Raw genomic sequence first — 11,735 nt, 5'->3', positions numbered from 1 at the left:
TTGGGGAATCGAGTCAAGCGTTTTGCTCGACCTGCCCCGACCGGGAGTGTCGGGCAGACCCGGAGTGATCAAGGATCAAGCGGCGCGGCCGCCTATTTCGAGGGAGACAAGGAATGCGCGACAACACCGGAATCATCCGCCTGCATGCCAATGGACTAGACGGGTTGACGCCCGTCGCCGTTGATCCGGCAGAGTTTGACACCCCGCCAGAGGCGCAGAACCTGCATATCTATTTTGCCGATCCGGCACTTGGTCTTAACGTGGGCGTCTGGCAATCGGCCCCGATGCAAGAGGCGTTCGGTCCCTTCCCCGGGGATGAGTTCATCGTCATGCTCGAGGGCGCGTTTGGCCTGCGCGATGGCGCTGGCACGGGCGTGGGCGCTGGGGCCAAAGCGGGGCAATGCGCGGCAATTCGCAACGGCATCCCGGTCAGTTGGCACCAAGACGGGTCTGTCAGAAAATTCTTCATGACCTACAACGATCCTCGCGCCGCAGCGCCGCAGGACCTGACGGCAGAGGGCGGCTTGACCACGCTCTCGCCCGAAATGACGCTGACCGATGCCGAATTGATGGAAGACACCAGCACGCCCCAGCGCGACCGCATCCTCTTTAGCAATGACCTTGGCAATTTCGATGTCGGCCTTTGGGATACGCAGGTGCTGAACACTGAATTAGAGCCGTTCCCCTATCACGAAATGGCGCAGGTTCTGGAGGGCGAGGTATATCTGACCGAGGCGGATGGCACACGGCATCATTTCACCGCCGGTGATGTGTTCTTTATCCCTGCAGGCACGCCCTGCATCTGGCATGTGCCCAGCTACCTGCGCAAATTCTACGCAGCCCTTGATCCCGAGAACCGCCCCGACGGCTGACACGATCCGTTACGCAAGCGGCGCAGGCAGCAGCTCCGGCACCAGCCGCGACAGACAGAGCTTGCTCGCCGCCAAGGCGTGCATGCGATCATGGCTCTCGGGCGCCAGATGCAGGCGCTGCCAATAGCCATCGGTCAGCGATTCCATCCATTCGGCCATTTGATCCGCATCGCTGCGACAGCTTTCGGGCAAGAGCGCGGCCCAGATGCCCGAGAGCGCCCTATGCCGCCGTGCATCGAACTCTGCCGCAACCTCGGCATAGTGCCCGGTGAAACGCAATTCGCCCCAAAAGGCGAACCACAGCGGCAGCACATCGGGGCCACAGGCCTCGGCGCTGAAATCCGCATCCAGCAGCGCCATCAATCGGTCGAGCGGGGCATCGCCGGTCTGCTCCAAGGCGCGCATCCAGAGGTTTTCATAGCCTTCATAGAGATCGCGCAGGGTTTCCGTGAGCAGCCCGCTTTTGGAAGTGAAATAGAACACCGCCACGCCCTGCGATAACCCCGCCTCATCCGCCACCGTCGCCAGCGTGGTCTTGGCCAGACCATGCGTCAGGATTGACCGCCGCGCCGCATCCAGAAGCTGCCTGCGGCGGCGTTCGGCATTCTCCTTGCGCTCTTTTCGCGGTTTTCTGGGCGTCGCGTCGGTCACATTTGCCCCTTTGTGCGGTGGTTTTTCCATCCATGCCACAGGCCGCGCGGCACGTCAGCCCAAATTTATTTATTTGAGCGCTCAAAAAAACTTTACGAGAAAATCCGCTTTGGCTAGGATGATCACAGGAGCAATGCCATGCGACCCCAATCCTCATTTGATGCCATCATCATCGGCGCGGGCCATAATGGCCTGACCGCTGCCGCTTATCTCGCGCGCGCCGGGCGTCAGGTGCTGGTGGTGGAAAAGAACGACTGGATCGGCGGCGCAGCGGTCAGCCGGTCGCTGCACGACGGATGGACCTATTCCAACTGCTCGTATGTCTGCTCGCTCTTGCGGCGCGAGATTGTGCGCGATCTCGACCTGCCGAAATACGGCCTTCAGGTGATCCCCTATGAGGGCGGGGCGAGTTTCACGCCAGATGGCGATTATTTCGCCTATTACTCGGATCACCACGCCTTGCAGCGCGAAATGGCCCGCCATTCGCCCCGCGATGCCGATGCCTATCCGCGCTATGCACAGATGATCATGCGGCAATGCCGGTTCATCCGCCCGTTCCTGTTGCGCGATGCCCCTGATCCCGCCTCGCTTCATCCCCGTGATCTGGGCGAGATGGCCTATATGGTGAAACGGGCGCATGGGCTGGGGCGGCGCGAACTGGCTGAAACCCTGCGCTTTTGGACGATGTCGATCGGCGATCTTCTGGACGAGCATTTCGAGAGCGATCTGATCAAGGCGCATCTGGCAGGCTCGGGCATCATCGGCACGGGGCTCGGGGTCTATTCACCGGGCACCGCCTATGTGCTCTTGCATCATTACATGGGCGATATTGACGGTGGCATTGGGGCCTGGGGCTTTGCCCGTGGCGGCATGGGGGCGATTTCCAACGCCCTTGGTGCGGCCTTTGAGGCGGCAGGCGGCACCATTCATATTGGCGCAGGCGTGGCGCAAATCCTTGTCAAAGAGGGCCGCGTGACTGGCGTGGCGCTGGAGGATGGGCACGAGTTTCACGCGCCGGTCGTGGCGTCGAACATGGATGTGAAATGCACGTTTCTGCGCCATGTCGATCGCGCCGCCCTGCCCGAGGACTTCACCCGCGCGGTAGAGCGATTCAAGATCCGGGGGTCTTCTGCCAAGCTCAATATCGCGCTTGACCGCCTGCCCGCCTTTCCCGCCGCGCACGCAAATGCCAGCTTCCTGCGCGGTGATCTGCATGTGTCCCAAAGCCTTTGGGAGTTGGAGCGCGCCTATGATGACTGGAAGGCCGGGCGCTGGTCCGCGCGCCCCTATATCGACATGCTGATCCCCAGCCAGATCGACCCGACCATGGCCCCGCCCGGCAGCCATATGATGACGGTCTTTGTGCAATACGCGCCCTATGACCTGGTGGCAGATGGCCAGCGCAGCGGTCAGAACTGGACAGATACCGCACGGCACGCGCTGGCCGAGACGGTGCTGGATCAGATCAGCATCGCCTGCCCGGATATCCGCGACCGCATTCAGCATATGGAGATCCGCTCGCCGCTCGAATTAGAAACCGAGGTGGGGCTGACCGAGGGCAATATCTTTCAGGGTGAGTTGACCTTTGATCAGCTTTTCTTCAACCGGCCCGTGCCCGGCTATTCCGGCTATGGCTCGCCCATCGGGGGGCTTTATCTTTGTGGCTCGTCCGCGCATCCGGGCGGCGGGGTGATGGCGGCACCGGGGGCCAATGCCGCACGCGCGATCCTGCGCCGCGAATGGCCCCGCGCCCCGCGCAAGGGCTATGCCGCATGAGCGCCATCCGCACCTTTGACAGCATCGTGATCGGCGGCGGGCTGAATGGTCTGGTGGCCGCGGGCGTGCTGGCGCGGGCGGGGCAATCTGTGTGCCTGCTAGAGCGTGCAGCGCATCTGGGCGGCATGGCCGCCCCCGGTGCCAGCGGCGCGCCGCGCATGGCGCACCTGCTTTATAATCTTAGCCCCGTGGTGCGCCGCGAGTTGGGCTTGGGTGCCCGCGATTGGCCGTTCGAAACTGTGGCCTTGCCCACGGTGGCGCTGTCCGAGGATGGCCGCCATGTGGTCACGCAGGGCGCAAACGCCCGCTTTGCCGATGGCGATGCCCATCCCGATGCGGCGGCTTTTGCGGCGCTGCACGAACGCCTGACCGGCTATGCCGCGCTCTTGCGACATCTGGCCGAAGCAGCCCCGCCGGGGGGCGATGCGCCGATCCTCTCCTCGGCACGGCTGAAAGAGGTGTTGCGACTGGGCCGGGTCGGTCTTGGCCTGCGGCGCATGGGCAAGCCCGAGATGCGGCGGTTCCTGCAAATCCTGCTGTCGAATGCCTATGATCTTATCCTTGATGACATCCCCGACGGCCCACTTGCGGGCCTTATGGCGGCGGATGCGGTGCGCGGGGCTGCGGCGGGGCCACGCGCGCCCGGCACGGTCTTTGGCCTGCTCTACCGCATGGGGCATGGCGGCGGTGCCAGCCTGCCCATGGGCGGCATGACGGCAGTGATCGACGCCTTTGCCGGGGCGGCCGGGCGGGCTGGGGCGGTGATCAAGACAGGCTGCGGCGTGGCGCGTATCCTGACCGATCAGGACCACGTGACCGGCGTGATCACCGACCGGGGCGAGACACTCAATGCCACCCGCGTGCTGAGCAGCGGCGGCGCGCGCATGACCGCAGAGATGGCCGGGCTCGCGCATTTCGACATCGAAGCCACGCGCCGTCTGCGCCACATCCGCGCGCGCGGCACGGTGGCCAAGATCAACCTGACCCTTGACGCCCTGCCCACCATCCCCGGCCTGCCTGATGATCTGCTCTCGGCCCGCCTCGTGATTGCGCCCTCCGCATCTTACGTCGAAGAGGCGTTCAACCCGTCGAAATACCGCGAAACCTCGCCCCATCCGGTGATCGAGGCGCTGTTGCCTGGTCAGACAGACCCTGCACAACGGGGCGCGCAAGGCCATGCTCTCTCGCTCATTGTGAACTATGCGCCGGTCGATTTGGCGGGGGGCTGGGATGACCCCGCGCGCGATGCCTTGCTCCAGACCACGTTCAACACGCTTACCCGCTACGCCCCCGGCCTGTCCGACCTTGTGACCGGTGCAGAGGTGATCCCGCCCGATCAGATCGAGGCCGAGACCGGCGCACCGGGCGGGCATTGGCACCATGCAGAGATGAGCCTTGTTCAGCTTCTTGCCCTGCGCCCCGCCATCGGCATCGGGCGTTATGGGATGGGTCCATCGGGGCTTTTTCTCTGCGGGGCCTCCGCCCATCCCGGCGGCGATCTGATGGGGCTGGCGGGGCGCAACGCGGCGCACGCAGCCCTACGAGGCGCGCCATGAGCATCGCCACCGATCCCAAGCTGGGCCTGATCGACGGGCCGGTGCATCCCCGCCTCGCGCCGCTCAACCGGGCGCAGGGCTGGTATGGCTGGGCCGGATACGCCGCACCAAGCCTGCTCGATACGGTGGAGTTCGAATATTTCGCCCTGCGCAACCAAGCCGCGCTCTTTGACGTCTCACCCTTGCATAAATACCGCATCACCGGGCCGGATGCGGCGCGCGTTCTCAACCGCCTTGTCACCCGCGATGTGACCAAGATCCCCCTGCACCGGGTTGGTTATGCGATCTGGTGCGATGAAGAGGGGATGGTGATCGACGATGGCACGCTCTTTCACCTTGGGGCGGAGGATTGGCGGCTCTGCTGTCAGGAACCGATGCTGACATGGCTCTTGGATGCGGCCTGGGGCTTTGACGTGGATATTCTTGACGAAAGCCGCAAGATTGCCGGGCTGGCCCTGCAAGGGCCGACCGCCTATGCAGTGCTGCGCGCGGCCGGGCTGGATGTGGGGCATCTGCGCCCCTTTGATCTGGCCGGGGTGGAACCGGGGCTGATGATCTCGCGCACCGGGTTCACCGGCGACTTGGGATATGAGCTTTGGACGGCGTGGGGCGATGCCCTGCCCCTCTGGGACCGGCTGTGGCAGGCGGGTGAAAACCTTGGCCTGCGCGCCATCGGCTATGAGGCGGTGAATATCGCCCGGATCGAGGCGGGGTTCATGGTCGCGGGCGTCGATTTTCAGCCCGCCCATGCCACGGAACGTCTGCACCGGGGGCACACCCCGATAGAATTGGGCCTTGGCCCGATGGTCGATCTCACCAAAGGGCATTTCAACGGCCGCCGCGCACTTTTGGCTGCCAAACCCCGCAGCCTCTTGATGCGGCTCGATGTCGAGGGGTTCAAACCGGCGCAGGGCGCGCTGGTCTATCACGCCAAGCGGCGCGAGGTGGGGCATGTCACCTCGGGTGTCTGGTCCCCCACGGCCAAGCGCAATATCGCCCTTGCGCATGTGCGGATGCCTATGGCGGCGCAGCACCCGAGCAATCTCTGGGCCGAGATTTACACGCTGGAAGAAGGGCAATGGGATCGCCGCATGGCACGGCTGACGCCGGTCAAATCTGCCTTCTTCCGCCCGCCCCGCGCCCGCGCCACCCCGCCCGGCAACACCTGAATTCCGACGGAGATGACATGAACACACATGCAAACACCCCTGCCCCCGATGATCTGACCCTCTGGGATCGCACGCATAACCTGCACCCCTGGACCGGCATCCGCGACTGGCGCAAATCTGATCTCTTGCGGGTCAACACCGCGCAGGGCATCCATATCTGGGACAGTACGGGCAAGCGCCATATCGACGGGCCGGGGGGCATGTGGTGCGTGCAGATCGGGTATGGCCGGGCCGAGATGGCCGAGGCGATTGCGGCGCAGGCCATGGCGATGCCCTATGCTTCGCCTTGGTCCTTTACCACCGAACCCGCCGCCCTTCTGGCGCGCAAACTGGCCGAGCTGACCCCCGGCGACCTCAACACCGTGCATTTCACTACCGGCGGCTCGACCGCTGTCGATACCGCCATCCGGGTCGTGCAATTTCTCAACAACCGGCTAGGTCGGCCCGACAAGAAAATCGTGCTCTCGCGCGAAAAGGCCTATCACGGCTCGACCTATCTGGCGGCAACCGTGACCGGCAAGGAACGCTTCAAGACAAGGTTCGACAAGGCCGATGATCTGGTGCGGTTCTTGCCCGATGTGAACCCCTACCGCCGCCCCGCAGGGATGAGCGTGGCGGATTGGGGTGATCTCAAAATCGCCGAGTTCGAGCAGATGATCGCCGAGGTTGGCCCCGAGCGCATCGCCGCCTTTATCGCCGAACCGATCCTGTGTTCCGGTGGCGTTGTCGTACCGCCCCCCGGCTATCACCAACGCACCCACGAGATATGCCGCAAGCACGACATCCTCTATATCTCGGACGAGGTTGTGACCGGCTTTGGCAGGCTTGGCCATTGGTTCGCCTCTCAGGATGTGTTCGGGTTCACCCCCGATATCATCACCTGCGCCAAGGGTCTTACCTCGGGCTATGTGCCGCTTGGGGCCTGCATCCTGTCCGATGCGCTGATGGAGCGTTTGGCCGGGGTCGAGGGCGATGATGTGTTCTACAACGGCTATACCTATTGCGGGCACCCCGTGGCCTGCGCCGCCGCCCTCAAGAATATCGAGATCATCGAGCGCGAGGATCTTCTGGCGCATGTCCGCCGCATCACCCCGCAGTTTCAGGCGCGGTTGCGCGCCATCGGCGAGAGGTTTGACATCGTGGGCGACGCGCGCGGCATGGGCCTTTTGGGCTGTCTCGAATGTCGGCCCGACCTTAGCGACGAAAGCTATGCCAAACACCTGCAATTCGGGGCCAAACTCGATGCCGCCTGCGAGGCGCGCGGCCTTTTGTTGCGGCCTTATGGCAATATGGCGGTGTTCTCGCCGCCGCTGATCATCACCACAGAGGAGATAGATGAAATGTTCGATATCATGGAGGCGGGGCTGACCCAACTCAGCGCCGAATACGATGGTTGAGATCGCGCGCCTCAAGGCGGATACCGATCCGGGCACGGTGGCCAAGCGTCTGCTGCAAGACGGCGGCGTGGTGGTTGAAAACGTGGCAGGCTCAAACTTGCTTGACCGGGTCACCAGTGATCTGCGCGGCCCGTTCGATCAGCAAGGGCACAAGTTTGCCAATGACTTCAACGGCTACAAGACCCGGCGTTTGGGCAGCATCCTCAAGATTTCCGAGGCGGCGGCGGATATTCTGGCGCATCCGCTGGTGATGGAGGTGGCTGACCGGGTGCTGAAACGTCACTGTGTCAACTATCGCATCGGGTCTTCGACCGCGATCGAAATCCTGCCGGGCGAAAAAGCGCAGGTGCTGCACCGCGACGATGATTTCTATCCGATCCGCATTCCCGGTGTGGAATTCCAGATTTCCGCAATGTGGGCGCTGGATGATTTCACCGCCGAAAATGGCGCGACGCGGGTTGTGCCCGGCTCGCAGGATCTGCGCCCGATCAACAGCATCACCGACGACCAGATCACCCAAGCCGTGATGCCGCGCGGCTCGGTGCTGTTCTACCTTGGGGCGACGGTGCATGCAGGTGGGGCCAACCGCGCCGCTGCGCCGCGCAAAGGGCTGATCACCACCTATTCGCTGGGCTGGCTCCGGCAAGAGGAAAACATGTATCTCTCAGTGCCGAAATCCAAGGCCGATGCCTATCCCGATGACGTGCGCCGCTTGTTGGGCTATCAGGGCCACGGCCGCAATCTTGGCGTCTATCCCGGCGATCCAGATGGCTATTGGTTCGACGCCTGAGCGCCCATGTCAGCCCGGTTTGCGGCCCCGGATATGGTGCGGGCAATGCTCGCCCGATTGCACGACCGGCACCATCGCGGTCCATGTCTCGATCTGATGCGCGATAAACTCCGCGCCGTGCCGCGCCTCCCATTCGGCGCGGCGTGGGCCTGACAGCTCCCGTAATTCGGCCGCTGCCACCTCGGCATACCATGGGCTGCGATCCACCAGTGCGACATCGGCCAACCCCGCCGCTGCCAGCGCCGCGCGGTAACGCGCCGGTGAGGCCATGGCAAAATCGAGCGCCTCAAGCGCGATGTAATGCGCCATCTCGGGCGAGGGCGCGCCGTCATGCGCGCGCAACCAGTCCGAGGCGGCAAAGACGCCGCCCGATTTGAGCACGCGAAACACCTCGGCTGCCAACGCCTCCTTGTCGGGGATATGGATGATCGAATCCTTGGAAAACACCACATCAAAGCTTTGATCTGGATAGGGAAACGGCCCCGGCGTGACCTTGTTTATAGTAATCTGTCCGGCCAGCCCTGCAGCTGTGGCACGGGCGCGCGCGGCGGCGCAAACCGGGTCTTCCACGTCGATGCCGGTGACATGCGCCGCGCCGTAAGCGCGCACCATGAGCACCGCAATCGCCCCCGACCCACAGCCAATGTCCAGCACCTTGGCCCCTGTCAGATCGACCCCATCCAGCACCCGCGCCACCTCGTCTTGGCCACCGGGCGACAGAAACCCCTCACCCCAAAGGTCTTCGAGAAAACCGATATGGCTCTGATCGTAGAGAATATCCTCAGACATGAGCAGCCTCCGACTGAATACCCGTTCAATGGAGTATTCCGCGAAGTGGCCCCTCAGACAAGCCCCCGCTCAGAGCTGCCCCGCCGCCTGCAACTTTTCCCATGCAAAGCGCAAATAGCTGCTGCGAAAGCTGTGACCGCCCGGATGCAGGCAAAAATCGAGCACATCGCCCGTGGCGTTGCGGCGGTTCTGACAGGCGAGATCCTCGAATTCAGTCTCGCCAGTCGGGGTGAACCCGCCCAGCGCCTGATACATGTCCAACGATTCGGCCACATCGCCCTGCCGCGTTTCCAGAATGGGGCGCCCGGCCAGCGGCACTGTCGGGTCAGTCGTGCCGTGAATATGCACAAGGCTCGCCGCAGGCGTGGCGCAGGTCTCGGGCGGTTTCATCCAAAAGGTTCCGGCAATCGCCGCAAAGCCCGCGAAACGCTCAGGCATGGTGCAGGCGAGGTTCCAGACCATCATGCCGCCCGCAGAAAACCCTGCCGCCATCAAGCGCTTGGTATCAATCGGAAACCGGCGCGCGGCATCCTCGATCACCGCCTCGACATAGCGAAATTCCACCGATCCGTCGCTGTCCATATGGCGCGGCGCATAGGGAATCACCCAATCGTCATCGGCGGATTTGAGCGCGATGAGTGCGAGCCCCATGTCAGACACCATCTGACGCAGGTTCTGGTTCTGCATCACCGCCGCCGCCGAACCACGATAGCCATGGGCAAAAACCACCGCCCCCACCGGGCTGCCTATCTGTCCTTCGGGCATGGCGATGCGGTAATGCCGATCGCCCAACTGACAATCCGTATCGGGCCCACAGGCCCAAGCAGTCCCCGTAAGTGCCGATAGTGCCAACAAAATTGCAAGAACCCGCATCGCACTCTCCTTGAACCCGCATGCTCTATCCTGCCGTCAAACCTGACAGATAGAGATCACACGCGCGTGGCATTCCCCATCAGATAACGCGGATGTGATCCGGCTGTTCTGCGTGAGTCACCCCTGAGCAGATCCATCCCGCCATCGGTTCACAATCGGATAGCGCCGGTCAAGCCAGAACGCCCGCTTGCTGAGCCGCGTGCCGGGGGCCGCCTGAAACCGCTTGTATTCGCTGATGTAGAGCAGATGTTCCACCCGCTTGGCATCGGCCAGATCGTAACCCGCCGCAACGCAATCCGAAATCGAGCCATCCTGATCCACGAGGATTTCCAGAATCCCATCCAGCACCGGGTAATCCGGCAGCGAATCGCTGTCCTTTTGATCGGCACGCAATTCGGCACTGGGGGGCTTGGAAATGACCTGCTCGGGGATCACCGCCCCCTTTGGCCCCAGCATCCAGCCGCGATATTGGGCGTTGCGCCAGCGGCAAATCTCGAACACTCGCGTTTTGTAGAGATCCTTGATCGGGTTATAGCCCCCCGCCATATCGCCATAGATCGTGGCATAGCCCACCGCCACCTCGGATTTATTGCCGGTGGTCAGCAGCATCTCGCCAAACTTGTTCGACAGCGCCATCAGCAACAGACCACGCAGGCGTGACTGAAGATTCTCTTCGGTCAGGTCCGGTGCCCTGCCGTCAAACAGCGGCGCCAGCGTCGCCGTGATCGCTGCGCGCCCCGCGTCGATGGGCACGAAATCATAGCGACACCCCAAGTTTTCAGCGACCGCCTTGGCATCCTCCAGCGATTCTGCCGAGGTATATTCCGATGGCAACATCACGCAGCGCACATTCTCAGCCCCCACCGCATCAACGGCAATGGTTGCCACAATGGCGCTATCCACCCCGCCCGAAAGACCCAGCAAGACCTTGGAAAACCCCGATTTGCGCAGGTAATCGCGCAAACTGAGCACCATAGCGGTATAGTCCTGTTCCATATCATCGGGCAGATGCGCCAGATCCCCCGGCAGCGCGCGCCAGCCTTCCGGCCCCCGCTCCAGATCGACATGCGCCACCGCCTCTTGAAACATCGGCAATTGCACCGCGAGCGCCCCACCGGGATTGAGCACGAAAGAGCCGCCATCGAACATCTGATCGTCCTGCCCGCCCACCATGTTGAGGTAGATAAGCGGCAATCCAGTCTCGATCACCCGCGCCACCATCATATTCTGGCGCAGGTCCATCTTGTCGCGGTAATGCGGCGATCCGTTCGGCACGAGCAGGATTTCAGCGCCGGTTTCGGCCAAAGTCTCGGCCACATCCTCGTGCCAGGCATCTTCGCAAATCGGGCTGCCGATCCGCACCCCTGCCACCGTATAGGGCCCCGCCACCGGCCCGCTGTCATAAAGACGCACCTCGTCGAAGACCGTCTCATTGGGCAGATGATGCTTGAGCACGCGGGCGCGCACAGACCCGCCCTGCAGGATATAATAGGCATTGTGCAGGCTCACACCATCCAAGGCCGGGCCGCCAATCGCCAACGCCGGCCCGTCGGCGCAGTCACGCGCCAGCGCCTCGATCGCGGCAATCGCCGCCTGATGAAAGGCGGGTTTTTGCACAAGGTCTTGCGTGTTGTAGCCGGTGATGAACATCTCGGGCAGCGCCACCAGATCGGCCCCCGCCGCGCGTCCCTTGTCCCATGCGTCGCGCGCCAGACGCGCATTGCCCGCCAGATCCCCCACCGTGGGGTTCAACTGCGCCAAAGTCAGGCGAAACCGGTCAGCCATGCGCGTGCCCTCTGCATATCCACGCCTCCGATGTAGCAGATCGCCGCCGGAGGAAAAGCCGATTTGCCCAAAAGCCG

The 11,735-nt window shown here is 63.1% G+C and carries 10 protein-coding genes; 6 read left to right on the top strand and 4 right to left on the bottom strand.

Translation table 11 applies throughout. The features are described from left to right. The first annotated feature begins 113 nt into the window (after positions 1–113). Entirely contained in the window at positions 114–872 is a 759-nt protein-coding gene (locus ROSMUCSMR3_RS17900) for a cupin domain-containing protein (protein ID WP_081508239.1), read from the top strand. Positions 873–881: 9 nt separating this feature from the next. Here ROSMUCSMR3_RS17900 and ROSMUCSMR3_RS17895 read toward each other — a convergent pair whose 3' ends face one another. Continuing rightward, complete coding sequence (locus ROSMUCSMR3_RS17895) at positions 882–1,523, bottom strand: TetR family transcriptional regulator C-terminal domain-containing protein (protein ID WP_081508238.1); 642 nt, start codon at positions 1,521–1,523, stop codon at positions 882–884. Between the two features lie 138 nt (positions 1,524–1,661). Here ROSMUCSMR3_RS17895 and ROSMUCSMR3_RS17890 point away from each other — a divergent pair, with 138 nt between their 5' ends. From ROSMUCSMR3_RS17890 to ROSMUCSMR3_RS17870, 5 genes are read left to right on the top strand one after another with little or no spacing between them, the layout of a single operon-like run. Then, entirely contained in the window at positions 1,662–3,299 is a 1,638-nt protein-coding gene (locus ROSMUCSMR3_RS17890; RefSeq protein WP_081508237.1) for a phytoene desaturase family protein, read from the top strand. Continuing rightward, a complete protein-coding gene (locus ROSMUCSMR3_RS17885; protein WP_237183480.1) occupies positions 3,296–4,855 on the top strand; it encodes a phytoene desaturase family protein in 1,560 nt (519 codons plus the stop codon). The genes ROSMUCSMR3_RS17890 and ROSMUCSMR3_RS17885 overlap by 4 nt, the downstream gene beginning before the upstream one ends. Continuing rightward, the gene (locus ROSMUCSMR3_RS17880; RefSeq protein ID WP_081508235.1) at positions 4,852–6,024 is read left to right on the top strand and encodes an aminomethyltransferase family protein; all 1,173 of its coding nucleotides are present in this window, start codon (positions 4,852–4,854) and stop codon (positions 6,022–6,024) included. Before ROSMUCSMR3_RS17885 ends, ROSMUCSMR3_RS17880 begins: the two co-directional genes overlap by 4 nt. A gap of 17 nt (positions 6,025–6,041) precedes the next feature. Then, the gene (locus tag ROSMUCSMR3_RS17875; RefSeq protein WP_081508234.1) at positions 6,042–7,421 is read left to right on the top strand and encodes an aminotransferase; all 1,380 of its coding nucleotides are present in this window, start codon (positions 6,042–6,044) and stop codon (positions 7,419–7,421) included. After that, the gene (locus ROSMUCSMR3_RS17870) at positions 7,414–8,211 is read left to right on the top strand and encodes a phytanoyl-CoA dioxygenase family protein (RefSeq protein WP_008280275.1); all 798 of its coding nucleotides are present in this window, start codon (positions 7,414–7,416) and stop codon (positions 8,209–8,211) included. The genes ROSMUCSMR3_RS17875 and ROSMUCSMR3_RS17870 overlap by 8 nt, the downstream gene beginning before the upstream one ends. Positions 8,212–8,220: 9 nt before the next feature. Here the strand turns inward: ROSMUCSMR3_RS17870 and ROSMUCSMR3_RS17865 are convergent, their stop codons facing one another. From ROSMUCSMR3_RS17865 to ROSMUCSMR3_RS17855, 3 genes are all read right to left on the bottom strand, one after another. Further along, positions 8,221–9,000 carry a methyltransferase domain-containing protein gene (locus ROSMUCSMR3_RS17865; RefSeq protein ID WP_081508233.1) on the bottom strand — a complete coding sequence of 260 codons (780 nt, stop codon included), beginning with the start codon at positions 8,998–9,000 and terminating at the stop codon, positions 8,221–8,223. Between the two features lie 69 nt (positions 9,001–9,069). Next, positions 9,070–9,873 (bottom strand): alpha/beta hydrolase family esterase, encoded by an 804-nt coding sequence (locus ROSMUCSMR3_RS17860; protein WP_081508232.1) that lies wholly within the window; start codon positions 9,871–9,873, stop codon positions 9,070–9,072. A 117-nt stretch (positions 9,874–9,990) separates the two neighbouring features. Next, positions 9,991–11,658, bottom strand: coding sequence for an NAD+ synthase (locus ROSMUCSMR3_RS17855; protein ID WP_008280272.1), 1,668 nt, complete (start codon positions 11,656–11,658; stop codon positions 9,991–9,993). Positions 11,659–11,735: the final 77 nt, after the last annotated feature.

Source organism: Roseovarius mucosus (assembly GCF_002080415.1).
GTDB lineage: Bacteria > Pseudomonadota > Alphaproteobacteria > Rhodobacterales > Rhodobacteraceae > Roseovarius > Roseovarius mucosus_A.
This window is presented reverse-complemented; position numbering and strand designations above follow the sequence as displayed.